The organism is Marilutibacter maris (assembly GCF_003233695.1).
Lineage (GTDB): Bacteria > Pseudomonadota > Gammaproteobacteria > Xanthomonadales > Xanthomonadaceae > Marilutibacter > Marilutibacter maris.
This window is the reverse complement of record NZ_CP029843.1, coordinates 583,009-607,975: the sequence shown is the minus strand read 5'-3', so window position 1 is coordinate 607,975 and position 24,967 is coordinate 583,009. Positions and strand designations below refer to the sequence as shown.

At 70.2% G+C, this 24,967-nt stretch carries 19 protein-coding genes; 7 read left to right on the top strand and 12 right to left on the bottom strand.

Annotation, left to right across the window (positions count from 1 at the left end; all coding sequences use genetic code 11):
* Positions 1-9: 9 nt before the first annotated feature.
* From C9I47_RS02650 to C9I47_RS02620, 6 genes are all read left to right on the top strand, one after another.
* Positions 10-402 carry a hypothetical protein gene (locus C9I47_RS02650; RefSeq protein WP_111267921.1) on the top strand — a complete coding sequence of 131 codons (393 nt, stop codon included), beginning with the start codon at positions 10-12 and terminating at the stop codon, positions 400-402.
* Between the two features lie 74 nt (positions 403-476).
* Positions 477-1,859 (top strand): TolC family protein, encoded by a 1,383-nt coding sequence (locus C9I47_RS02645; RefSeq protein ID WP_223250250.1) that lies wholly within the window; start codon positions 477-479, stop codon positions 1,857-1,859.
* Complete coding sequence (locus C9I47_RS02640; protein ID WP_223250249.1) at positions 1,856-3,496, top strand: efflux RND transporter periplasmic adaptor subunit; 1,641 nt, start codon at positions 1,856-1,858, stop codon at positions 3,494-3,496. The genes C9I47_RS02645 and C9I47_RS02640 overlap by 4 nt, the downstream gene beginning before the upstream one ends.
* Positions 3,493-6,657 (top strand): efflux RND transporter permease subunit, encoded by a 3,165-nt coding sequence (locus C9I47_RS02630; protein ID WP_111265361.1) that lies wholly within the window; start codon positions 3,493-3,495, stop codon positions 6,655-6,657. Before C9I47_RS02640 ends, C9I47_RS02630 begins: the two co-directional genes overlap by 4 nt.
* A gap of 289 nt (positions 6,658-6,946) precedes the next feature.
* Positions 6,947-9,901: a S8 family serine peptidase gene (locus tag C9I47_RS18140; RefSeq protein ID WP_111265360.1), complete on the top strand. Its 2,955-nt coding sequence runs from the start codon at positions 6,947-6,949 to the stop codon at positions 9,899-9,901.
* A 133-nt stretch (positions 9,902-10,034) separates the two neighbouring features.
* Complete coding sequence (locus C9I47_RS02620; protein WP_111265359.1) at positions 10,035-12,695, top strand: M14 family zinc carboxypeptidase; 2,661 nt, start codon at positions 10,035-10,037, stop codon at positions 12,693-12,695.
* Positions 12,696-12,780: 85 nt separating this feature from the next.
* Here C9I47_RS02620 and hslU read toward each other — a convergent pair whose 3' ends face one another.
* The 3 genes from hslU to C9I47_RS02605 form a co-directional block, all read right to left on the bottom strand.
* Positions 12,781-14,151: an ATP-dependent protease ATPase subunit HslU gene (hslU, locus tag C9I47_RS02615; protein ID WP_111267918.1), complete on the bottom strand. Its 1,371-nt coding sequence runs from the start codon at positions 14,149-14,151 to the stop codon at positions 12,781-12,783.
* Positions 14,152-14,408: 257 nt separating this feature from the next.
* The gene (gene hslV, locus C9I47_RS02610) at positions 14,409-14,960 is read right to left on the bottom strand and encodes an ATP-dependent protease subunit HslV (protein WP_111265358.1); all 552 of its coding nucleotides are present in this window, start codon (positions 14,958-14,960) and stop codon (positions 14,409-14,411) included.
* A 91-nt stretch (positions 14,961-15,051) separates the two neighbouring features.
* A complete protein-coding gene (locus C9I47_RS02605; protein WP_223250248.1) occupies positions 15,052-15,984 on the bottom strand; it encodes a LysR family transcriptional regulator in 933 nt (310 codons plus the stop codon).
* 109 nt (positions 15,985-16,093) lie between these two features.
* On the opposite strand from C9I47_RS02605, the gene C9I47_RS02600 reads away from it, so the two are divergent.
* The gene (locus C9I47_RS02600; RefSeq protein ID WP_190238585.1) at positions 16,094-16,975 is read left to right on the top strand and encodes an SDR family NAD(P)-dependent oxidoreductase; all 882 of its coding nucleotides are present in this window, start codon (positions 16,094-16,096) and stop codon (positions 16,973-16,975) included.
* A 6-nt stretch (positions 16,976-16,981) separates the two neighbouring features.
* Here the strand turns inward: C9I47_RS02600 and xerC are convergent, their stop codons facing one another.
* The 9 genes from xerC to C9I47_RS02555 form a co-directional block, all read right to left on the bottom strand.
* The gene (gene xerC / locus C9I47_RS02595) at positions 16,982-17,848 is read right to left on the bottom strand and encodes a tyrosine recombinase XerC (RefSeq protein ID WP_283016223.1); all 867 of its coding nucleotides are present in this window, start codon (positions 17,846-17,848) and stop codon (positions 16,982-16,984) included.
* A 483-nt stretch (positions 17,849-18,331) separates the two neighbouring features.
* Positions 18,332-19,006 carry a DUF484 family protein gene (locus C9I47_RS02590; RefSeq protein WP_111265355.1) on the bottom strand — a complete coding sequence of 225 codons (675 nt, stop codon included), beginning with the start codon at positions 19,004-19,006 and terminating at the stop codon, positions 18,332-18,334.
* Complete coding sequence (gene dapF, locus C9I47_RS02585) at positions 18,999-19,862, bottom strand: diaminopimelate epimerase (RefSeq protein WP_111265354.1); 864 nt, start codon at positions 19,860-19,862, stop codon at positions 18,999-19,001. Before dapF ends, C9I47_RS02590 begins: the two co-directional genes overlap by 8 nt.
* Positions 19,859-20,083, bottom strand: coding sequence for an LPS translocon maturation chaperone LptM (gene lptM / locus C9I47_RS02580; RefSeq protein ID WP_111265353.1), 225 nt, complete (start codon positions 20,081-20,083; stop codon positions 19,859-19,861). Before lptM ends, dapF begins: the two co-directional genes overlap by 4 nt.
* Positions 20,084-20,120: 37 nt before the next feature.
* Positions 20,121-20,516 (bottom strand): YbaN family protein, encoded by a 396-nt coding sequence (locus C9I47_RS02575; protein WP_111267916.1) that lies wholly within the window; start codon positions 20,514-20,516, stop codon positions 20,121-20,123.
* Between the two features lie 11 nt (positions 20,517-20,527).
* Positions 20,528-21,379: an alpha/beta hydrolase gene (locus C9I47_RS02570; protein ID WP_111265352.1), complete on the bottom strand. Its 852-nt coding sequence runs from the start codon at positions 21,377-21,379 to the stop codon at positions 20,528-20,530.
* The gene (locus C9I47_RS02565) at positions 21,379-23,571 is read right to left on the bottom strand and encodes a S9 family peptidase (protein WP_111265351.1); all 2,193 of its coding nucleotides are present in this window, start codon (positions 23,569-23,571) and stop codon (positions 21,379-21,381) included. The genes C9I47_RS02570 and C9I47_RS02565 overlap by 1 nt, the downstream gene beginning before the upstream one ends.
* 246 nt (positions 23,572-23,817) lie before the next feature.
* Positions 23,818-24,195 carry a DUF4279 domain-containing protein gene (locus C9I47_RS02560; protein WP_190238583.1) on the bottom strand — a complete coding sequence of 126 codons (378 nt, stop codon included), beginning with the start codon at positions 24,193-24,195 and terminating at the stop codon, positions 23,818-23,820.
* A gap of 102 nt (positions 24,196-24,297) precedes the next feature.
* Positions 24,298-24,891 (bottom strand): hypothetical protein, encoded by a 594-nt coding sequence (locus C9I47_RS02555; protein WP_223250247.1) that lies wholly within the window; start codon positions 24,889-24,891, stop codon positions 24,298-24,300.
* Between the last annotated feature and the right edge of the window lie 76 nt (positions 24,892-24,967).

Sequence of the window (24,967 nt, the reverse complement as noted above, 5' to 3'; positions counted from 1 at the left end):
GAGCCTGCGATGAACCTGCTGCGCCGGCTCCGCCGCGACCGTCCGCGCTCGCGCATGGCCTGGCTGGCACTGTGGGTGTTGCTGTTGCAACAACTGGCCCTGGTCGCCTACGCCTGCCCGATCGCCGAGACGCCGGCACCGCCGCAGGCGATGGCCGGGTGCGGCGCGATGGAGATGCCCGACCCGGATACGCCGGCGCTGTGCGACCAGCACTGTCTGCGTGGCCATGTCGCCGCACCCGACCTGAAGGCGCCGCAGGTGCCGGCACTGGCGCTGCCGCCGGTGCAGTTCGCGCTGACCGAGGCGATGCTGCCGCCGGTGCGCGCGCAGTCCTATCTCGACGTGCCGGTCTGCCGGTCCGACCCGCCGCCCGCGCAACGCTTCTGTAGCCTGCAGATCTAGACCCCGACCACGACCTGTTACCGCGCCGCCGGCGGCTTCGGCGGCGTGTCCGTCGTTGCCTGTCCGGAGGTCTCATGACCCGTCTCCTTTCCCCGTCGCGCCGCCACGGCGTCCACCGCTGGCCGGTGTCGATGCTGGTCCTTGCATTCGCCCTCGTCCCGGCCGCGTCCATCGCGTCCGGCATCACCTACGAAGACGCCTTGCGCAACGCGGTCGAACGCGCGCCTTCGATCCAGGCGCGGCAATCGCGCATCCAGGCGCGCCAGGCGCGGGCCGCCCGCGCCGCCGCCCTGCCCGATCCAGAACTGAAGCTCGGCATTTCCAACCTGCCGGTCACCGGTGCCAACGCCTTCGATACCGGCGCCGACATGATGACAATGAAGCAGGTCGGACTGATGCAGGCGTTCCCGGCACGGGCCAAGCGTCGGGCCCGCCAGGCCGTGGCCGAACGCCTGCTCGACCAGGCCCGGGCGCTGTCGCTGGCCGAGCGGCTGGAGGTGCGTCGGGCCACCGCCCAGGCCTGGATCGAGCTATGGGCGGCGCAACACGAGGTGGCCGCCCTGCAGGCGCTGCGCGAACCGGCCGATGTCGCCGTGCGCGCGGCGAAGGCGCGGACCGCCGGCGGTAGCGGCATGGTCTCCGACGCGTTGGCCGCGCAGGCCGGCGCGCTGGATCTGGAGAACCGCATCGACGCCGCGCAGGCGCGCCTGGAAGCGGCCCGCGCCGGCCTGGCACGCTGGCTGGACGAGGCCCCTGAGGCATTGCGGGCCGAGGGCAAGCCACCGTCGGCGGACACCTTGCCGGTCGCGCCGGCCGCCCTGCTGGCCTCGATCGACCGTCATGGCGCACTGCTTCCATGGCGCGCGCGCGAGGCGGTCGCCGCAGCCGAGGTCGATGCCGCGATCGCCGGCAAGCGTCCGGACTGGAGCCTCGGCTTCAGTTACGGACAGCGCGAACGCACGCCTGCGGGGCGGCCGCGCAGCGACATGCTGATGGTCGAATTCGCGATCGACCTGCCGCTGTTCACGGGCAACCGCCAGGAGCGCGACATCGCCGCAAGCCGTGCCGAACTGGACGCGGCCGGCGCCGAACGCGACGACGCCCGGCGCCTGCAGGCCGAACGCCTGCAGCGGCACCTGGCCCTGTGGCAGGGCCTCAAGCGTCGGTTGGCGCGTATCGAGGACGCATCGCTGCCGCTGGCCCGCGACCGCTCGCGCACGGCACTGGCCGCCTATGGCGCCGGCGGCGGTCTGCAACCGTGGCTGGATGCACGCCGCGGCGAAGTCGAACTGCTGATCGAGCACGCCCGGCGCCGTGGCGAGCTGGGCCGCGTCTGGGCCGATCTGGCCTACCTGCTTCCTGAGAACCTGCTTCCTGAGAACCAGCTACCTGAAGACCAGCTGCCCGAAATCCAGAACCCCGACAGCCAGCCGCCCGAACAGGAGCCCCTGCCATGAACCGCTCCAAGACCTGGATCACGACCGCCGCATGGATCGCCGCCGTCGCCGCCGGGGTGGCCGGCGGCTACTGGTGGGCGGGCCGCGAGGGCAGCGCCGACATGACGAACGCCGAGCCGGAGGCGGCAGCGGACGAACGCGAGGTGCTGTACTGGTACGACCCGATGGTGCCCGGCCAGCGCTTCGACAAGCCCGGCAAGTCGCCGTTCATGGACATGCAGCTGGTGCCGAAGTACGCCGACGAAGCCACCGGCGCCGCAGTCGACATCGACCCGGGCCTGCGCCAGAACGTGGGCATCCGCACCGAAACGGTCGCGATCGGCCGGCTGGCTACGACCCTGCGCGTGCCCGGCACGCTGGCCTGGGACCTGAACCGGGAATCGGTGGTCAGCGCCGTCGCCGCATCGCTGGTGAGCCGGGTCGAGGTCAAGGCGCCGTACACCCGGGTCGAACGCGGACAACCGCTGGCGACCCTGCTCGCTCCCGCCTGGAGCACCGCGCTGGCCGAGGCGCACGCGCTGCGCCAGGCCGAGTCGGCAGCCGCACGCGAACTGCAGGCGGCCGCGCAACAGCGCCTGCGCGTGCTCGGCGTTCCCGCCGGCGCCAGCGGCGACGGCAGCGTGACGGTCGCAGCGCCGCATGCCGGCGTGGTCAGCGAGGTGCTGGTCCGCGACGGTCAGGCGGTGATGGCGGGGACACCGCTGTTCCGCATCAACGGCACCGCGACGGTGTGGTTGCAGGCGGCGGTACCGCAGGCCGAGGCGTCGCGACTGCGGGCGGGCACGCCGGTCCGGGCCCGCGTCGACGGATTGCCGGAGCGGCGCTTCGACGGCGAGGTCGAGACCCTGTTGCCGCAGGTCGATCCGGCCACCCGCACGCAACAGGCACGCATCGTGCTGCGCAATCCCGACGGCGTGCTGGCCCCGGGCATGTTCGCCGAGGTCGCGATACGTCCCGAGGCGGGCCCGGCCCGGCCGCTGGTGCCGACCGGCGCGCTGATCGCCACCGGCGCAGACAGCCGGGTGATCGTGCAGGACGCCGACGGCCGCTTCCACCCGCTGCGGGTGCGGGTCGGACGCAGCGGCGACGGCCGCAGCGAGATCCTCGAAGGCCTGAAGGGCGGCGAGCGCGTGGTCGTGTCCGGCCAGTTCCTGATCGATTCCGAAGCCAGCCTGTCGGGCCTGCTGGAACGTCTGGACGGCGCCCGCGACGACGAGGCCGGGAACATGCCGGATGAGAGCGTGCCGGACGAGAGCGTGCCGGACGAAGGCATGCCGGACATGCGCATGCCGGGCGAGAGCGAACCGGATGACGGCATGCCCGACGAGAGCGTGCCCGGCGAAGGCATGCCCGCTGGCGATGCGTCCGCCGCGGACACGCCGGCCCTGCACCAGGCCGACGCCAGTGTGCGCGCCATCGCCGAGGGCAGGATCGAACTCAGCCACGGCCCGTTCCCGACCCTGCACATGCCGGGCATGACGATGCGCTTCCCGCTCGCCGACCCTGCCCTTGCCGAGGGCCTGCGGGTCGGCGACAGCGTGCGGGTGTGGGTACGCTCCGACGCGGACGGGCTCACTGTGGAGCGGCTCGAACCCTTGGCCGATTCCGCGACCGGGCAGCAGGAGACACAGCCATGATCGCGCGCCTCATCCACGCCTCCATCGCCAATCGCGTGCTGGTGCTGATGGCCGCCGCGCTGCTGGCCGGCGCCGGTCTGTGGTCGTTGCGGCACACCCCGCTGGACGCGCTGCCGGACCTGTCCGACACCCAGGTCATCGTGCGCACCCAGTGGCCGGGCCAGACCCCGCGCATTGTCGAGGACCAGGTCACTTATCCGCTGACCACGACGATGCTGTCGGTGCCCGGAGTCACCGCGGTGCGCGGTTTCTCGTTCTTCGGCGATTCCTACGTCTACGTCCTGTTCGACGATGACACCGATCTGTACTGGGCGCGTTCGCGGGTGCTGGAATACCTGAGCCAGGTGCGCGACCGGCTGCCGGCCGACGTCAGCCCCGCGCTCGGCCCCGACGCCACCGGCCTGGGCTGGATCTACGAGTACGCGCTGGTCGACCGCAGCGGCCGCCACGACCTCGGGCAGCTGCGCGCCCTGCAGGACTGGTTCCTGCGCTACGAGCTGAAGACCGTGCCCGACGTGGCCGAGGTCGCCAGCGTGGGCGGGATGGTGCCGGCCTGGCAGATCGTGCCCGACCCGCAGGCGCTGGCGGCGCGCGGCCTGACCGTGCAGCGGCTGGTCGATGCGATCGGCGCCGCCAACGGCGCCACCGGCGGCTCGGTGATCGAACAGGGCGAGGCCGAACTGATGGTGCGCAGCGAGGGCTATCTGCGCGCGCGCGAGGATTTCGAGCAGGTGCCGGTGACCAGCGCCGACGGTATCCCGGTGTTGCTGGGCGAGGTGGCGACGGTCACGCGCGGCCCGGCGTTCCGCCGCGGCATCGCCGAACTCGACGGCGAGGGCGAGGTCGCCGGCGGCGTGATCGTGCTGCGCACCGGCAAGGATGCGCTACGCGCGATCGAAGGCGTCAAGCAGCGGCTGCGGGATCTGCAGGCCGGCCTGCCCGAAGGCGTGGAGATCGTGCCGGTCTACGACCGCTCCGAGCTGATCCACGAGGCGGTGCGCAACCTGGCCGGCAAGCTCGGCGAGGAATTCCTGGTGGTGGCGCTGGTGTGCGTGCTGTTCCTGTGGCACCTGCGCTCGGCGCTGGTGGCGGTGGTGACCCTGCCGCTGGGCGTGCTGGCGGCATTCATCGTGATGCGCTGGCAGGGCATCACCGCCAACCTGCTGTCGCTGGGCGGCATCGCGATCGCCATCGGCGCGATGGTCGATGCGGCGGTGGTGATGATCGAGAACGCCCACAAGCACCTGGAAGCCTGGCGTGCGGCGCATGGCGGACGCGAACCCCGCGGAAACGAACGCTGGGGGCTGATGGCGCAGGCCTCGGCCGAGGTCGGTCCGGCGCTGTTCGCCAGCCTGCTGGTGATCACCCTGTCGTTCGTGCCGGTATTCGCGCTGCAGGCGCAGGAAGGCCGGCTGTTCGCGCCGCTGGCCTACACCAAGACCTATGCGATGGCCGCCGCCGCCGGGCTGTCGGTGACCCTGGTGCCGGTGCTGATGGGCTATTTGATCCGCGGTCGCATCCGTCCCGAGCACGCCAACCCGGTCAACCGTGCGCTGATCGCCGGCTACCGGCCGCTGCTGGAGCGGGCGCTGCGCCATCCGCGACTGACCCTGGGCCTGAGCGCCGCCCTGCTGCTGCTCACCGCGATCCCCTACGCGCGCATCGGCAGCGAGTTCATGCCGCCGCTGGACGAAGGCAGCCTGCTGTACATGCCGACCGCACTGCCGGGACTGTCGGCCGGCAAGTCCGGTCAGCTGCTGCAACTGTCCGATCGCATGATCAAGTCCGTGCCCGAGGTCGAGCACGTGTTCGGCAAGGCCGGTCGCGCCGACACCGCCACCGACCCGGCTCCGATCGAGATGTTCGAGACCACGGTGACGTTCAAGCCGCGCGAGCAGTGGCGTCCGGGCATGACCCCGCAGAAGCTGCGCGAAGAACTGGACGCGGCGGTGAAGGTGCCGGGCCTGACCAACCTGTGGGTGCCGCCGATCCGCAACCGCATCGACATGATCAGCACCGGCATCAAGAGCCCGATCGGGATCAAGGTGTCGGGGCCCGACATCCGGGTCATCGAGCGCCTGGGCGGTGAGATCGAGCGCGTCGCCAGGACCGTCCCCGGGGTGAGCTCGGCGCTGGCCGAGCGGGTCGGCGGCGGGCGCTATGTCGATGTGCGTATCCGCCCCGCCGTCGCGGCGCGCTACGGCCTGGACCAGGCCGGGCTGCAGCGGTTGATCGCGACCGTGGTCGGCGGCGAACCGATCGGCGAGACCGTCGACGGACGCGAACGCTATCCGATCGTGCTGCGCTACCCGCGCGGACAGCGCGATTCGCTGGCGGCGCTGGCGCAACTGCCGCTGGTCGCACCGGACGGCGTGCAGCTGACCCTGGGCCAGGTTGCCGAGCTGTCGCTGAGCGCCGGTCCGCCGATGCTAAAGAGCGACAACGGCCGCCTGGTCGGCTACGTCTACGTCGATGTCGACGGCCACGACCTGGGCTCGGTGGTGGAGGCGCTGCAGCGGCGCATCGCCGACACGGTCGCGCTGCCGCCGGGCTATGCCGTCGCCTGGTCCGGCCAGTACGAATACCTGCAGCGCGCGATCGCGCGGCTGCAATGGGTGGTGCCGGCGGCGCTGGCGATCATCTTCGTGCTGATCTGGACGGTGTTCCGGCGCTTCGGCGAGGTCGCGATCATCCTGCTCAGCCTGCCGCTGGCCCTGGTCGGCGGACTGTGGCTGATCTGGCTGCTCGGCCATGCGATGTCGGTGGCGACGATGGTCGGCTTCATCGCCCTGGGCGGGGTCGCCGCCGAGTTCGGCGTGATCATGCTGCTGTACCTGCGCCAGGCCTGGGAGCGACGGCTGGCGGCCGGCGAGCCGGCGACCGTGGCCACCCTGGAGGCGGCGATCCGCGAGGGCGCGGTGCTGCGGGTGCGGCCGAAGGCGATGACCGTCGCGGTGATCCTGGCCGGCCTGTTGCCGCTGTTCGTCGGCAGCGGTGCCGGCTCGGAGGTGATGCAGCGGATCGCCGCGCCGATGATCGGCGGCATGCTGACCGCGCCGCTGCTGTCGATGCTGGTGATCCCGGCCGCCTACCGGCTGCTGCGCGGGCGCGCGCTTGTATCGGAGGCGCCCGCCTCCCCGGACCCGGCTCGGGCGCGGTAAAGCCTGGCGCACGAAGCCCGACCGCCGGGAGTCCGGCCGCGCACCTGCGGTCGGCCCCGGCGTCACCGGTTCGTGACGCCTCCTTCACCTCGCTGTCGGCCCGCCAACGAAGGCGACGCAACCTGTCCTGTCCAACAGGAACGCGCCGTTGGCGATGAATGGCCCCAGCCACCGCCTTCAACCGCCATCGGACGCATGTGTCCGTTCCGTTAACCGGGGCCACTGACAACGCCGGTCATGTTCGTGCCAGGGAGAAGGCAGCTGTTCACACCATTCAAGGAGAGAAATCATGGCCACCAAGGCAGCGCGAACGCGCAAACAGGACAGACCCGCCGCACCGGTGCGGGTTTCGGTACACGACAGCAACGGCTCGCCCTGGAACAAGAAGGCCGAGGTCGAGCTGACCAGCGGCAAGACCCGGATCGCACTCGAGCGGGTCAAGGACACCGCCACCTTCGAGGGCCAGGTCGCGCCCGGCAGCTACCGGTTGCAGGTCAAGGCGACCGGCATGGTCGCGCCCGAGCGCACCATCGCCGTTGCGCCGACCGGCAAGACCGCGAGCGTCTACCTGGGCAAGCGCGGCTGGCCGTTCTACCGCTATGGCGAGAACGTGGTGCCGTTCGAGCCGCGCGAGGATCTGATCGCGGTCGGCTTCGACTCGCGCACCCCCGACCCGAAACGCGGCAGTGAACTGTTCAACGAGGTCGTCAAGAAGCTGGGCCTCAAGCCGGTCGAGCTGAAGACCGAGGAAGAGACCCATCCGTCGATGGCCGCCGGCGGCGCGATCTGGCTGTTCCAGCTGGGCGCGCGCGGCGACCGCGCCAGGACCGAGGCCGGCCTGCGCCGCATGCTCGGCGAGGACGCGCGCATCGGCATGCCGATCGACCTCACCCGGCGCCAGGTCAAGGTGCTGGACCGGCGCTTCGTCGTCCGCTTCCGCGACCACCTGCGCCCGCAGGACATCGAGGCGCTGGTGGAGAAGGCCAAGGCGCGCATCCTGCGCGGCTTCCTGCAGGCCGGCAACGCACGTCTGATCGAGTTCGGCGGCGGCACCTACCAGGAGCACCTCAAGATCATCGAGGCATGGCATGAGCAGGGCCTGCTGGTCTACGGCGAACCCGACCTGATCGCCGAGATCGTCGACGACGCCTTCCCGGCCGACCCGCCGGACGACCCGACCTACGCCAGCCAGGCCAACCTGACCCTGCAGAACGTCGACGACGCCTGGCAGTTTCTCAACGGCATCTCGGCCAACCTCACCCTTGGCAGTCCGGCGGTGTATGTCGCCACGCTCGACCGCGGCATCGACACCGACCATCCCGACATCGGCGGCAACCTGACCGACGGTACCGCGCAGCTGGCGCAGTGCTACGACTTCGAAGGCCTGCGGCCGTGCACCACGCCCGGCTACACCCCCGACACCTCGCACGGCATGGGCGTCTACGGCATCGTCGCGGCGCGGACCGACAACGCCAACGACATCGCCGGCATCGCCCCGAACACGCACCAGATCGGCCTGGAGCGTCCGCTCGCGCTGGGCGGCGTCAACTATGCCGACGCGCTGCTGTGGGCGGCCGGCTTCACCACCGGCAACACCTCGACCGGCTGGCCGGCCGAGCCGATCAACCCGGCGGCCGACATCATCAGTTGCTCGCACGGCGTCAACGGCCTGGCGCTGTCGGGGCTGATGGACGACACCCTGACCTTCCTGTCGGTCTACGGTCGCGGCGGCAAGGGCACGCTGATGATCTACTCCGCCGGCAACAACGCCACCCCGCAGCAGATCACCGGTTACCGGGTATGGGCCGCGCATCCGCGCACCCTGGCGATCAGCAATTCCAACCAGCCCGACGGCATGGGCGTGGAGCGGCTCAACAACACCTCCAACTTCGGTCCCGAGATCGACATCTGCGCCCAGGGCAACGGCGCGCCTTCGCTCAACCACACCGGCGGCGAGCAGACCTTCGGCGGCACCTCGGCGGCGGCGCCCACGGTCGCCGCGGCCGCGGCGCTGATGCTGTCGGTCGAGCCCGACCTGACCTGGGTCGACCTGCGCGACCTGTTGCGCAACACCGCGGTGGTCATCGACGGCGCCAATGCCGACCCGGTCGGACAATGGTCCGGGGGCTTCAGCTGGTGGTACGGCTTCGGCCGCCTGGACGTCAATGCCGCCGTGCAGGGCGCCAACGCCTTCGACCCGGGCACCGTCAACCTGGTCGTCCGCGACAATCTCGCCGACGACGGCAGCCTGGTCCCGACCGGCGGCACCTTCTGGCACAGCCCCGACCTGTGGGTGCGCCAGGACAACCCGGCGACCGATCCGATCGGCGATCCGGCCTACGGCGCCAATCCGCCCAATCAGCCGGCCGATGCAGGCACCGACAACTGGGTGCGCGTGCGCGTGCGCAATGCCGGCAGCGCCAACTCGGCCAACGCCTTCGTCCGCGTCTACCTGACCCACTTCGCCGGCACCCAGTTCGTCTACCCCGGCGACTACATTCCCTCGATCAACTCCGGCGATCCGATTCCCAGCCCGCTGGTGCAGGGCACCTACCTGCTCGGCGAGCAGGCGATCGCCTCGCTGGCGGCCGGCGCCACCACCATCCTCGACTTCCCGTGGCCGGCCGCGCTGGTGCCGCCGGAGTTCGTCGGCGGCACCCGCTGGCACCCCTGCCTACTGGCCGAGGTCTCGCCGCATACCGGGCCGACGCCGTCCGGGAACCTGGTCGTCGACAACACCAACCTGGCCCAGCGCAACGTCACCGTCGACTACTCCGACGACGACGGCGCCGAGCACGAGATGACCGGCATGATCGGCGCCGAGTCCGACGACAGCCGCATCCGCCGCATCGTGGTCGCGCGCGGCAACCTGCCCAAGCGGGCCAGGGTCTGGGTGCGCTTCCTCGACCCCAAGGTCGAGCGCGCGGTGATCCGGGCGCTGGGCGACGCCGCGACGCCGCAGGACGGCCACGAGTCGTGCTGCTGCGCGCCCGCGGACCGGCGACCGCCCGCGTCCGACGTGCGGGTGGAAACCGTCGACGGCCGCAAGCGCTTCCTGCTGGGCTCCGGATCGAGGTTGATCCTCGACGTGCCGATGGTCGGCGGCACGCTCACGCCGGTGGTGCTGGGCGCGCAGTTGCCGAAGGGCACGCTGTCCGGCGCCCGCGAGGTGGCCCTGATCGAGCAGGACACCGGCGGCCGGTCGCTGGGCGCGTTCTCGCTGGAATTGCGCAAGCGCCAGTAAAGCTCTGAACACCTCCCTCTCCCCCGGCCTCGTCGGGGGAGAGCGGAGCGATCGGAGGTTCCATCGTCGCGTCGCCGCCGCGGTCGCCACGCGTGGCCGGAGCGGATCGGCGCCACCCCACAAGGAGCGTGTCATGGGCTACTTCGCCTGCAGGATCGCGGCCACCGCCGCCAACAGGGCGCTGCTGGAAGCGCTCGACCATCAGGGCCGGATCGTATTCGACCACTACCACGAGGCCGACGGCTGGCTGATGCTGGCGCTGAACTCGCGTGAGCTGGAAGTCGCCAAGCAGTACGACCTCGACCCGGAGATCACCGAGGACCTGGAACAGACCGCCGCGCTGCGTCGTGAAGAGCGCGCCAGCGTGCACGACGATAGCGACGACGCGCCAGTCACCGGCTTCGTCGACAGCTATCTGGACGCCGGCGCCGTCGCCGCGCGGATCGCCGCGCTGGCGGCGGAATTCCCGGCCCTGTGCCAGCTCATCACCCTGCCCGAGAGCACCGAGGGCTACGACGGCTCGGTCGCCGCGCTGGCCGGCCCGTCCGCGGTGCAGCTGCTGCGGCTCAGCAACGATCCCTCGGACCGCTCGCGGCCGGCCTTGCTGCTGATCTGCGGCACCCATGCGCGGGAGTGGATCAATCCACTGATCGCGATCGAATTCGCCGAGCAGCTGCTGCGCAACCACGATCCCGCCAGCGTCGATCCGCAGGTGCGGGAGATCACCCGCATCCTGCAGCAGGGCGAAGTGCTGATCGTGCCGGTGATGAATCCCGACGGCCTCAACTTCTCCTTCCACGACGACGCCGGCTGGCGCAAGAACCGGCGCACGAATCCGGGCGCGCCCGCCTGCCCGGGGGTCGACAACAACCGCAACTACGAGGTGTTCTTCGGCGAGGCCGGCGCTTCGTCCTCGGCCTGCTCCAACGCCCACCACGGCGCGTTCGCGTTCTCCGAACCGGAGAACCGCAACCTGAAGTTCATCGCCGAGAACTTCCCCAACATCCTGGTCGCTGTCGACTCGCATTCGCAGGGCGAGAAGATCTTCCGCCCGATCGCCAGCGGCGGCAGCTTCACCGGCAGCCTGCCGGTCGCGCCCGAGGACGAGCTGATCTACCAGCAGCTCGAAACCGCCGCCAACGCGGCGATCCAGGCCGTCAGCGGCAAGACCTACGCGACCGGCACCACCAGCAACCACGCCGGCACCTCGGACGAGTACTTCTTCTTCGCCCATCGCGCCTTCGCCTTCGACTTCGAGTGCGCGCTGGCGTTCCAGCCGCCGATCGACTCGGCCCTGGTCTCGGTCCAGGAAGTGGTGGCGGCGCTGCGGGCGCTGGCGATCAAAGCGGTGGATCTCGACGTGGCGGCGACGATGCCGGCGCGCATCGTCCAGGCCATCGACCGCACCGGCAGCATGGCCGCGTCCGGCTACGACGACGATGCCCGCGCCAACGCCAAGCGCTTCATCGATCTGATGTCGATCGGCGACAGCGTCGGTGTGGTCAGCTTCGCCGATCCTTCGCCGGACCCGAACGCCACGCCCCTGGCCGACCGCGCCCGCGTCGACCTCGCGCTGACACCGCTGTCCACCGCCAGCCTGATCCAGGCGCACGACGAGATCGACGCGCTCGCCTTCGCCGGCTGGACCTCGCTCGGCGCCGGGCTGCAGGCCGCGGCCGACCAGTTGGCCGCCGGCGCGACCGCCCGCGACGCCATCGTGCTGCTGTCGGACGGCTACGAGAACCGCGCGCCCTGGAGCGGCGATGTGCTCGCCACCCTGCGCGACGGCCTGCCGGTCCACACCATCGCCCTGGGCAGCCAGTCGGATATCCCGCTGCTGCAACACATCGCCAGCGAGACCGGCGGCAGCTTCCATCTCAGCCCCGACTCGCTGGAGCTGTACGAGATCTACAACCAGATCCGCGCCGACGCCTCGGACGATGATCTGGTGTTCAACGCCGCGGTATCGACACCGCAGGAAGACGATGACGATGACGGCGACGGCATGAGCCGGGTCCATGCGAGCCTGTCGCACGCCGCCCCTTCCCATCTGAACCTGGCCGGCCAGAACCGGGCCGGCGCCGGCTTCCGGGTCGAACCCGGGGTCAGTCGCCTGCTGCTCAGCCTCGCCAGTCCGACCGGCGCGCGCATCGGCAAGTTCACCCTGATCGACCCGTTCGGTCGGCGCCTGCGTCGCGGCGACTGGGGATACGAGGCCGCATCGCGGCCCGGCCACCTGACCCTGCGGGTGCTGCGGCCGGCGCCCGGACGCTGGCGTGTCGATGTCGGCGGATCGGAGCACTGCGTGCTGGGCGCCTTCGTGCGTTCGCCGTTGCAGGTGAGCTGCGTGCCGCGACTGGTGTGGGAGCGCAAGCGCCGCCTGGCGGTGCTGGACATATCGCTGGAGTCGCGCTTCGCCGGCGACGTGGAACTCGACGGCAGCGCGGTACTGACGCCGATCGCGCCATGGCGCCCGGCCGCGGACCCGGCGTCGCTGGAGTGGCTCGACGTCGCCGGCTCGCGGTTGCGCTCGCATTGCGCACCGCCCGCGCCCCGGCGTTCGCCCTGCCGCTGCGGCGGCGGGATCAGCGGCCACCTGGAGCGGTCGTCGACCTGCGTGAGCCGCGGCGGCTTCCTGGACGGCAAGCCTTCGCGCGCCACCTACACATTGGCTTTCGCGCAACCGCTGGCGGCGGGCAGCTACGTCGCCGAACTCCGCCTCGAGGGCCGTTTCGCCCGCCATGGGCGCTTCGAGCGGGTGCTGCGCACCAGCGTGGTGGTGCCGCCGTACTGATGCGCGCCCGCGCTCCTGGGCATCGCCATACGCAGAACCCGCCTCGCGGCGGGTTCTCCATGACGGCACGCGCTGCGCCGCGCGCTCAGAGGATGTAGCGGCTCAGGTCCGGGTCCTGGACCAGCTCGCCCAGGTGCTGGTCGACGTAGGCGCGGTCGATGGTGACCGCCTGGCCGTCGCGGTCCGGGGCCTCGTAGCTGAGCACGTCGAGCAGGCGCTCGAGCACGGTGTGCAGGCGACGCGCACCGATGTTCTCCTGGCGCTCGTTGACGGTCGCGGCGATGTCGGCGAGACGGTCGACGGCGTCGTCGGTGAAACGCAGCTCGACGCCCTCGGTCTTCATCAGCTCGACGTACTGGATCGTCAGCGCCGCCCTGGGCTCGGTCAGGATGCGGACGAAATCGTCCTTGCTCAGCGCGCCCAGCTCGACCCGGATCGGGAAGCGGCCCTGCAACTCGGGAATCAGGTCGCTGGGCTTGGCCAGGTGGAACGCGCCGGAAGCGATGAACAGGATGTGGTCGGTCTTGACCGGACCGTACTTGGTGCTGACGGTCGAGCCCTCGACCAGCGGCAGCAGGTCGCGCTGCACGCCCTCGCGGCTGACGTCGCCGCCGCTCATGCCGGCCTCGCTGCGCTTGGCGACCTTGTCGATCTCGTCGATGAAGACGATGCCGTGCTGCTCGCAGGCCTCGATCGCCGCCTCGCGCACCTCCTCCTCGTTGACCAGGCGGGCGGCCTCGTCCTCGACCAGCAGCTTGCGCGCGGCCTTGATCGGCAGGGTCTTCTTCTGGGTCCTGGTGCCGGCCATCTGCGAGAACATCTGCCGCAGCTGCTGGCCCATCTCCTCCATGCCCGGCGGCGCCATGATGTCGACGCCGCCGAGATTGACCGAAGCGTCGATCTCGATCTCACGCTCGTCGAGCTCGCCGGCACGCAGCTGTTTGCGCAACTTGGTCCGGGTCGCGTCGTCGGGCGCATTGCCCTGCGCGGACGGCTCGTCCTTCGCGGCATCGGCGATGTTGAAGCCGAACGAGGTCGCGTTGCCGCTTCGGCGCGGCAGCAGCGCATCGAGGATACGGTCCTCGGCGCGGTCCTCGGCCTGGGTACGCACGCGGTGCTTGGCCTGCTCGCGATACAGCTTGACCGCGGTGTCGGCCAGATCGCGGACGATCTGCTCGACGTCCTTGCCGACATAGCCGACCTCGGTGAAGCGGGTCGCCTCGACCTTGACGAAGGGCGCGTTGGCGAGCGTCGCCAGGCGCCGCGCGATCTCGGTCTTGCCGACACCGGTCGGGCCGATCATCAGGATGTTCTTGGGCATGACCTCGTTGCGCAGCGCGTCGTCGAGCTGGGCGCGGCGCCAGCGGTTGCGCAGGGCGATCGCGACGGCGCGCTTGGCCTGGTGCTGGCCGACGATGTGGCGGTCCAGTTCCTGGACGATCTCCCTGGGAGTCATGATGCTGTTCACGCTGGCCTCCCTGCCGCAACGCGTGCGGCTGTCGGAGAGTCCGGCCCGCACATCCTTGTGCGGGCGTTCGCCGGGGCGAGATGCGCTTCAACGCATCTCGCCTGATCCGGCTCACCCTGGACGATCTCGCGCGGAGTCATGGTGGCGTTGTTGTTATCGGTCATATGAACGCTTGAACGCTGTCGTGGGAGCGGCGTGAGCCGCGATGTGACGAAAGGGGAGCAAGGTCGCGCCTCGCGGACCGCCTACAGTTCTTCCACCACCACGTTGCGGTTGGTGTAGATGCAGACGTCGCCGGCGATGTTGATCGCCTCGGTGGCGATGGTGCGGGCGTCGAGCTGGGTGTGCGCGATCAGCGCGCGCGCGGCGGACAACGCGTACATGCCGCCGGAACCGATCGCGATGATGCCGTCCTCCGGCTCGATCACGTCGCCGGTGCCGCTGATGACCAGCGAGGTCTCGCGGTCGGCGACCGCGAGCAGCGCCTCCAACTTGCCGAGGCGGCGCTCGGTGCGCCAGTCCTTGGCCATCTCGACCGCGGCCCGGGTCAGCTGGCCATGCTTCTCCAGCTTGGCCTCGAACAGCTCGAACAGGGTGAACGCGTCGGCGGCGGCACCGGCGAAACCGGCCAGTACCTGGCCGTCGCGGCCGAGCCGGCGCACCTTGCGCGCGTTGGCCTTCATCACCGTATGGCCGAGCGTGACCTGGCCGTCGCCGGCCACCGCGACGCGACCGTCGCGCCGCACCGACACGATGGTGGTGGCGTGGAAGACATTGGGGTTCTGGCTGGGATCCATGGAGCCTCCGGAAGCGATGACTCATGGGTGGGGGCGCGGCCGGCGGGTTCAAGTTCGAGCCGGCGCCGGCCGCTGCCGTGGGCGCGCCGGTTCAGCCCGCGGCCACCTGCGCGTCCGCATCGCCGGGACGCGGCTGCGCGAGCCGTTCGCCGAGGTAATCGATCACCGCGCGCACCCGCGGCGCGCGATCGGCGCCGGCGACCCAGACCATCTGCACGGTCGGCTGCGGCACCCGCCACTGCGGCAACACTTCGACCAGGTCGCCGGCGTCCAGCTCGGCGCCGATGACGAAGTCGGCCAGCAGCGCGATGCCGGCGCCGCCGATCACCGCCTCGCGCAGCGCGTCGGCATTGTTGGTCGCCAGCACCGGCTGCACCCGCACCGGGCGCTTGAGCCGGCCGCGCTGCAGCGTCCACAACGCACCGGACTGCAACGGCGCGAAACTCAGGCAGCGATGGCCGGCGAGGTCCTCAGGCCGTTGCAGCGGCGGCGCCCGGTCGAGATAGCGCGGCGACGCGCACAGCAGGCGGCGGATCGGCGGCAGCCCGCGCGCGACCAGCCGCGAGTCGCTCAGCCGTCCGATCCGTACCGCGACATCGACGCGTTCGGCGACCAGATCGGCGTAGCCGTCGTCGAACACCACGTCGAGCTGGATTCGCGGATGCCGCTCCAGCAGTCCCGCCAGCAGCGGCGCGACCCGGCGCCGCCCATAGGTCGCCGGCAGGTGCAGGCGCACCCGTCCGGCCGGCTCGGCATGCTGCGACGCCAACCCGGCATTGAGCCCGCCCAGGGCGCTCTCGACCGCGCCGTAGTCGGCCAGCAGGGCCTCGCCCAGCGCGGTCAACGACACCTGCCGGGTCGAGCGCAGGAATACCGGCCCACCGACGGTCCGCTCCAGGCTGGCGATGCGCCGGCTCAGCACCGATGGCGTGCAACCGACCTCGGCCGCGGCGCGGGCGAAGCTCAGGTGGCGGGCGACTGCGGCGAAGCCGACGAGTTCGCGCAGCCGGGCGGGCGTCAACATCGGAAATTCGTTCATATTCCGAATGAAACTAATTCACGATGATTCGATTATCGCGCCGACTGCAATCGATGACACTGCCCCCTCTCCCCCATCCGAGACGAGGTGCCTGATGACCGCAATCACCCGACGCGAGCTGCTTGGCGCGAGCCTGGCGGCGGCCGCCACCACCGCCACGCTCGCCACCGGCCTGGGCACCGCGCAGGCGGCATCGCCTCGGCACGCGGGCCGCGGACGGCTGGCCGGCAAGGTCGCGATCATCACCGGCGCGACCTCCGGGATAGGTCGTTCCGCCGCGTTCGCGTTCGCCCGCGAGGGCGCCAGCGTCGGCTTCTGCGGCCGTCGCGAAGCGCTCGGCCGCGAAGTCGAGGCGGCGATACGCGCCGAGGGTGGCAAGGCGATGTTCGTGCGCGCCGATGTCACCGTGCCCGAACAGGTGCGCGACTTCGTCGATGCGGTCGCCGACCACTACGGCGGCCTGCACGTCGCGTTCAACAACGCCGGCATCACCGGCCGCTTCCAGCCATTGCACGAGCTGGACCTGGACACCTGGGACCGGATCAACGCGACCAACACCCGCGGCGTGTTCGTATCGATGAAGCATCAGATCCCGCACATGCTGCGCAGCGGCGGCGGCAGCATCATCCTGACCTCGTCGCTGCACGAGCGCAGCACCCGTCCCGGCGCCGGCGCCTACGCGACCAGCAAGCGCGCACTGATGGGCCTGGCCCAGGCGGCGGCGCTGGACTACGGCGCCCGCGGCATCCGCGCCAACGTGATCGCGCCGGGCATCATCGACACGCCGCTGTTCCGCGGCGCCACCGGTGCGTCGCCTGAGATGGTCGAGCAGTCGCGGCAGAAGGTCGACGCGTTCAAGCGGATCGGCACGCCGGAGGAGATCGCCGACGTGGCGCTGTGGCTGGCCAGCGACGAGAGCCGCTACATGACCGGTTCCTCGGTGCTCGCCGACGGCGGCGTACTGGCCGGACTGTAGCCGCGCTCAGCCCTTGCGCTTGGCCCGCGGATGGGCGCCGTCGTAGACCCGGGCCAGGTGCTGGTAGTCGAGGTGGGTGTAGATCTGGGTGGTGGCGATATCGGCGTGTCCGAGCAGTTCCTGCACTCCGCGCAGATCGCCGGACGACTCCAGGATGTGGCTGGCGAAGGAGTGCCGCAGCAGGTGCGGGTGGACGCGCTTGAACAGCCCCTGCCGCTGGGCCAGTTTTTGCAGGCGCAGCTGCACCGCGCGCGGGGTGATCGGGCCGTTGCGACCGGGGAACACCGGCGCGTCGTTGCCGGCGCCGGTCGAGGCGCGCCACTCGGCCAGGGCCGCGCGTGCATGCGAGCCCAGCGGCACGCTGCGCTGCTTGTTGCCCTTGCCGGTCACGTGCACCAGCGCATCGGCCAGATCGAGGTCGCGCCAACGCAGCGCGCACAGTTCCGACAGGCGCAGGCCCGAGGAGTAGAACAGTTCCAGCAGGGCGCGGTCGCGCAGACCCAGCGGCACGTCGGTCGGCACCTCGACCAGGGCCTTGGCCTCGTCCGGATCGAGCACCTGCGGCAGCTTGCGCGGCGCCTTCGGTGCGCGGATCGCGGCGGCGGGACTGGCGGCGATGCGGCCCTGCTTGAGCAGCCAGGCATAGAAGCTGCGGCAGGCCGACAGCCGCCGCTGCAGGCTCTTGGGCGACAGCCCGCGACGGTGCTCGGAGGCAACGAAACCGCGCAGTTGCTCGGCATGCAGATCGAGGACCTGCAACGACTGGGCGTCGGCCCAGTTGCGCAGCGCGTCGAGATCGCGGCGGTAGGCATCCAGCGTGTGCGCGGACATCTGCCGTTCCACCTGCAAGTGGGCCAGGAATTCTTCGATCATGCGCGTTCCCATCCACGTCCAGCGTAGCGCGGAAGCCGACACCGCGCACGGGTCCGGCGGGCGTGGCGTGAGCCGCGATCCCCGCGCCTTCCCAGGAACACCCCATCGCGGCTCACGCCGCTCCTACAGGATGAAGGCATGTGGCCAGCCCCCTGAGTCAGGGGGCGATTCGCGCGTAGCGCGAATGGGGGTATGGAAGCGCAACGGCGGGGCCCGAGGTTTGCGAAGCAAACCTTGGGAGATATCCGGGCGCTGCCGGATATCGTTCCCCCCTGAGTCAGGGGGCGATTCGCGCGCAGCGCGAATGGGGGTGTGGAAGCGCAACGGCGGGGCCCAAGGTTTGCGCAGCAAACTTTGGGGATTCCCGGGCGCAGCCCGGGGATCACAGCTTACGCAGCTCCTACGGGGATACAGGCCTTGCCGATGCTGCGTAGGAGCGGCGTGAGCCGCGACCGGCAGCCGATCGACGGGATCGGCGGTCCACTAGCGATCGAAGCGCTGCAGGGCGGTGGTCAGCGCCTCGCCCATCATCCGCAGGAACAGGGTGCCCATGCCGGGATAGAAACGGTTGGGGTCGCGGCTGCCGACCGCGACCAGGCCGACGCCCGGCAGCGGCAGCAAGGCGCTGGACTGCACTTCGTCGACCCGCGCGCCGTACAGCAATGCGCTCTTTTCCGGTTGCAGGCGCCCGCAGATCGGCTCGCCATCGGCCAGGCAGTCGCGGAACGGGGCCAGCGCCTCGTCGTCGGCGGCGATCACCTGCAGCCAGTCGGCCGCGTCCAGGCCGGCCACCGGTTCGAGCATGACCAGGCGCACGATGTCGCCGTTGAACTCCTCGGCCAGGGTCGCGGTCATCGCCTGCAGGGTGCCGGCGGCGTTGTCCTGGCGCATCAGTGCCAGCGCCAGCTGATGGGTGCGCACGGCCAGGCGCTCGTTCTCCTGCGCATTGGCGAACAGGTCCTGCAGGCGCCGCGACAGTTCGCGGTTCTTGTCGCGCAGCACTTCCAGCTGGTAGCTGGCCAGCGACGCCGCCGAGCCCTCGTCGCGCGGCACCACCAGGCTCAGCGCGAGGTCGGGAAACTGCTGCAGGAAGCGCGGATGCCGGCGCAACCAGGCCGCGACTTCGTGCGCGCCGAGCTTTTCCTGGAGGTCATTCATTTCGCCACTCTCCTTCGTAAACGAATGCGGTCGGGCCGGTCATGGCCATGGGCGCGTCGTCGTCCGGCCACTCGATCAGCAGTTCGCCGCCCCGCAGCACGATCGTCGCACGCCGGCCGATCGCGCCGCGCTTCATCAACACCGCCGCCGCCGCGCAGGCGCCGCTGCCGCAGGCCAGGGTCTCGCCGACGCCGCGTTCGTACACGCGCAGGCGCACCCGGTCGCGCGCCACGACCTGGGCGAAACCGACATTGACCGACTCGGGGAACACACCGTCGCGCTGCAGGGCCGGGCCGATGCGCTCGACCGGCACGCTGTCCAGATCGTCGACTTCGATCAGCGCATGCGGATTGCCCATCGAAACCGCACCGAACCGCGGCAACGATGCGTCGCCAGCGGCATAGGGGTCCTGCGGCCGCTCGAACCCGTGCATCGGGATCCGCAGCGGGTCGAAATCGGGCACGCCCATCGCGATGCGGTAGCGGTCCTCGCCGACCCGCTCGACCGCGTGGCGGCCGGCCGGGCTGTCGAGCCGGAAGCGGTCGCCGCCGGCGGCGCCATCGCGCACCAGCCAGGCGGCGATGCAACGCGCGCCGTTGCCGCACTGCTGCGAACGCGAACCGTCGGCATTCCAGATACCGTAGGCGGCGACCGCGCCTTCCGACAGCGGGTCCTCGACGGTCAGGATCTGGTCGCAGCCGACACCGAGATGACGGTCGGCCAGCCGGCGGCACAGCTCGGGCCCGGGCGGGGCCAGGCCACCGCGCAGGTCGAGCACGACGAAGTCGTTGCCGGCCCCGTGCATCTTGCTGAAATGCACGACGCCGGCGGGCGCCGCGTGCGCGGGCGCGCTCATTCCGCGCCCGGCCCCTCGTCGTCGCCAGTGTCCTCGACGTCGGGATCGGACGGCGGCGCCGCCTCGCCGGCATCCCCGACACCCGGATCGGGCTCGGACGCGGCGTCGACGGGCACCTCGATCGGCATGTCGGCCGGTGCCTGGACCAGCGGCCCCTTGTTGCCGCAGGCGGTCATCGCCAGCGACAGCAGGAGCAGGGAAAGTGCGGTGCGTGCGTTCATGGCGGCAGTGTAGCCCGCGTGCCACGGAGTGCGAAGCTCAGCGGTCGGACAGCGGTTCAGCCGGGGGTTCGGGCCGCCGCCACAGCCAGGTGGCGACCACGGCCATGATGGCGGTGCCGGTCGCGGCCATCCAGACCTTCGGCGCGGTCAGGAACATGATCACCGCGCAGGCCGACATCATCACCGTCGCCAGCCACTTGGCGCGGCGGCCGACCGCGCCATGCGCCTGCCAGTCGCGGATCATCGGTCCGAACTGTCGGTGGGCGAGCAGCCAGCGGTGCAGGCGCTCGGAGCCGCGCGCGGCGGCGAACGCCGACAGCAGCACGAACGGTACCGTGGGCAGCCCGGGCACGACGATGCCGATCACGCCCAGGCCGAGCGCGGCATAGGCCAGCAACCACCAGGCCCAGCGGAAGCGTGTCGGCCGCGGCACGGAGTCCATCGTCAGTCGAGCGGAGGCGGCGCGAAGGCCTTGCGCAGCGCCGCCAGTGCCGCGGGGTGATAGATGGTGTGGTGGTGCTCGTCCGGCATCGGCGCGTACTCCACCCCGATTCCGGCGACGTCGGACAGCGCCCCGGCCAGCGCCGCGGTCGGGGTGGCGATGCCGGTCTCGTCACTGCTGGCCAGGAACAGCCGCTCGGTCGCCACCGGCTCGCGCTCGCGCAGGCGCGCGGGCACGGCCTCGACCAGATGCCCGCCGTTCCACCACAGGCTGGGATCGATCGCGATCCAGATGTCGAACAGTTCCGGCGCCTCGGCCAGACTCTCGACCACGAACAGGCCCGCCAGCGACTCGCCGATGATCGCGGTCTCCCCGTTCACCGCATAGCGGTCGCCGATCCGCGGCATCAGCTCGTCGGCGATGAACTCGCGGAACGCCGCCGAGCCGCCGAGCCGCGGCGCGATCTCGCGGTCGGCCGGGATCCGCGACGGCCCGGTCATGTCGCGACGGCGATCGGTGTTCTCGATGCCGACCAGCATCACCGGATGCATGGTGCCGTTCATCGAACCGATCTGGACCAGGCCGGCGATGTGCAGGAAGTCCTCGCCGATGCCGCCGTCGGGCATGTACAGCACCGGCAACGGCTTGTCGCCGTCGACATCGGGACGGTAGACATTGATCCGGCGCGCCTCGCCCAGGACCTCGCTGTCGATGACGAAGGTCTCGCCGATCGCCAGCGGCTGCGCCGGCGCCGGCGCCGGCTCGCCTGCGCGGGCGGACGGCGCGGTGGCCAGCAGGGCCGGCGTCATCGCCAGCCCCAGCAGTGCCGTCAGCGCCGACGCCCGCAACCGCATCAGCGTGCCGCCTCGGCCTTCACGCCGAGCTGGTCGAGCATGAAGGCGTACATCTCCGCGCGCTCGCGGTAGCGGCGGAAGCGGCCGGACTTGCCGCCGTGGCCGGCTTCCATGTTGGTGCGGAAGACGACGGTGTTGTCCGAGGTATCCAGGTCGCGCAGCCGCGCCACGTACTTGGCCGGCTCCCAGTACTGCACCTGCGAGTCCCACAGGCCGGTGCCGACGAACATCGCCGGGTAGGCCTGGGCCTTGAGGTTGTCGTAGGGCGAGTACGACAGCATGTAGTCGTAGTAGTCCTTCTGCTCTGGGTTGCCCCACTCGTCGTACTCGTTGGTGGTCAGCGGGATGCTGGGGTCCAGCATCGTGGTGACCACGTCGACGAACGGCACCTGCGACAGGATCACGTGGTAGGTGTCCGGTGCCATGTTGGCGATCGCGCCCATCAGCAGGCCGCCGGCGCTGCCGCCATAGGCGGCGACGCGGTCGGGCGCGGCGTACTTGTGCTCGACCAGGAAGCGGGTGACGTCGATGAAGTCGGTGAAGGTGTTCTTCTTGTTGAACAGCTTGCCGTCGTCGTACCAGGCGCGGCCCATCTCCTGGCCGCCGCGGATGTGGGCGATCGCATAGACCATGCCGCGGTCGAGCAGGCTGACCACGGTGCTGTTGAAGCCCGGGTCGGTCGAGGAGCCATAGCTGCCGTAGGCGTACTGCAGCAGCGCCGCGCTGCCGTCGCGCTGGAAGCCCTTGCGGTAGACCAGCGACACCGGCACCCGGGTGCCGTCGCGGGCGGTCGCCCACAGGCGCTCGGTCACGTACTGGTCGGGGTCGTAGCCGATCACCGGATCGCGCTTGAGCAGGCGGCGCTCGCCGGTGCGCACGTTGAGCTCGTAGACGGTGCCCGGGGTGGTCATCGAGGTGTACTCGTAGCGCACCAGCGCGGTGTCCGGCTCGGCATTGGCGGCCAGGCCCATCGAGTAGGCCGGCTCGTCGGCCTTCACGTACTCCTCCTCGCCGGCCTGGCCGGGGGCGCCGCGGACGATCCGCAGCCGCTCCAGGCCCTCGGAGCGCTCGCCGATCACGGTGAAGCCGTCGAACAGCTCGATACCGTCGATGAACACGTCGTCGCGGTGCGCGATCCAGTCCTTCCAGTCCTTGCGCGAGGTGCTGCCGGTGGGCGCGGTGACCACCTTGAAGTTCTTCGCGCCGTCGGCATTGGTCACGATCACCCAGCGGCCGTCGTGGTGATCGGCTTCGTACTCGACGTCGCGCTCGCGCGGCGCCAGCACGGCGAACTCGCCCGGCGCCGCGGCCGGGGTGCAGCGCAACTCGCTCGACACCGTGCTCTGCACGCCGATGCAGATGAACTGCTCGTCGCGGGTCTTGCCGATGCCCATGTAGAAGCTGTCGTCGTGCTCCTCGTAGACCAGCACGTCGTCGGCGACCGGGGTGCCGAGCACGTGCTTCTTGACCCGCACGGTGAGCAGGGTCTCGGGATCGTTCTCGACATAGAACAGGGTGCGGTTGTCGTCGGCCCAGACCAGGTTCGCCGACACGCCCTTGATCTCGTCCGGGTACAGCTCGCCGGTCTCCAGGTTGCGGAAGCGCACGGTGTACTGACGGCGGCCGTTGAGGTCCTCGGCATAGGCGAGCACCTTGTCGTCGCGGGTCACTTCCCAGTCGCCGACGTTGTAGTAGTCCTTGCCGGCGGCCAGCGCGTTGACGTCGAGCAGGACCTGCTCGCCGGCAAAAACGCCGCCATCGTTGGCCTTCTGGATAGACAGCGCATCGATGCCGCCGGCGTCGCGGCGACGGCCGTAGACCGGGTAGTCCTGGCCGGTCGCGAAACGGGTGTAATACCACCAGCCGTGCTTGCGGTACGGGACCGAGCTGTCGTCCTGCTTGATGCGGCCGACGATCTCCTCGTACAGCGTGTCCTCCAGCGGCTTGAGCGGCGCCATCACCTTGTCGGCGTAGGCGTTCTCGGCCTGCAGGTAGGCCAGCATCGCCTTGTCCTCGCGCTCATCGTCGCGCAGCCAGTAGTACTCGTCCTGGCGCTCGGCCCCGTGCGGCGCCTTGACCACGTGCGGGCGCTGGTCGACATCGGGCGGAGCCGCCGGATCGGCGGAGGCGACGTTGGGAGCGGCGGTGGAAAGACTCATCAGCAGGGCGGCCAGCAGCAGGGAGGGTTTCATGGATGGGGTCCGGATACGGATTTCGCAACAGACCGCGAAGGTAACCGGTCACGGCCCGGACCACATATGTCCATAGGCATGGCCCGGAGGGTAGCCGGGGCGGTCCACGGCGGGGCCGACCCGGACGCCCGGGGGTGGGTGGGAGCGAATCGAAAGGGGGATCGAAAGCGGAATCGCCCTGACGGCTATCGATAATGGCTATCGGGGACGATGCGCCAGCCGGGCGTTCAGCCGTCGCGGCCGCGGTCAGGACCAGGCATCCACGCAGATATCGGCCCCGAACGACGCCAGCCATGCGACCAGGGCGTCAGGCAGGACGAAGCTGTAATTGCTGTCCTCGCCCGAGGCGAATACCCACAACCGGAATTCGAAGCCTGCCCTGGCCAGCGCCACCAGCGCATCGGAGGTCTCGGAAAAGGTTCGCAGCAGTAATGCGGCATGGGCGGAGACATCGTCATCGGCACACGCGTCCAGGGTCGAGAAGCGCCACGTGTAGATGCCGTTGCGCTCACTGCAGTCGGTCGGCTCGACGCCGAGGCGCCCGGAAATGGCATCGAACTCGTTTCGCTGCGAGTAGATCGCCAGCGTGAGGTAGAAGCGGTTGGCTGCGGTGTCAGTGCCCATGGGATAGTTCATATCTACTGTTCAGCGCCGATGACAGCGAGCCCCAAAACTCCATTACCCGCTACCACGACAACAGCCCCACCCTGACCCAGGCTCACAGGCTCACAGGCTCAGGAAAGACTCTTGGGCCCGGACTCCTATCAGCAACGAAATCAGCCAGCCGGTAGAGAGCCTCAAACCGTCCATCGCCAATGCTCGCCCATTCTGCCCAAGCTCCCGGGCCACTTCGGAATACCCGAAGAACCCACTGAACCTGCCTGCCATGGCGGCGCGCAGGTACAGCTTCTTGGCCTCGACAAGATCCCGCTCGGGCCCAACCCTGAGGTAATGTGCCCGCCCGAGCAGGTACAGGCAGGCAGCCTTCTCTCTCGCCTCATCCAGATACTTCAAGGCCATCCTGAACTTGTCGGGGCCGCCGATCTTCATACAGACCCGGGCCATCAGCACAAACGGAAGCGGTCCCGGAGCCAACAGCGACAGCTTTCTGAAGCAATTGAGCGCCTCGTCCAGATCAAGCGCTGAGGTCCTGCCGCCATTTTCATGGGCATACCCCATGCACAGGTATCCGGACACATGATCCCTCTCGTCAGCCGACAAGAGCAGATCACGAGCAATGTTCAAGGCAGTCGTAGCGTCCCCGCCATCCAAGGCCTGCATGGCTGCTTTGAATTCTTGATCGCCATTCACAAGTGACACTCGCCATGCTGGCCAGAAGTACCGACCTTCGCTCAACGGAGCGCGCTGTCGGCACCGAATAGAAACGGCATCCCAC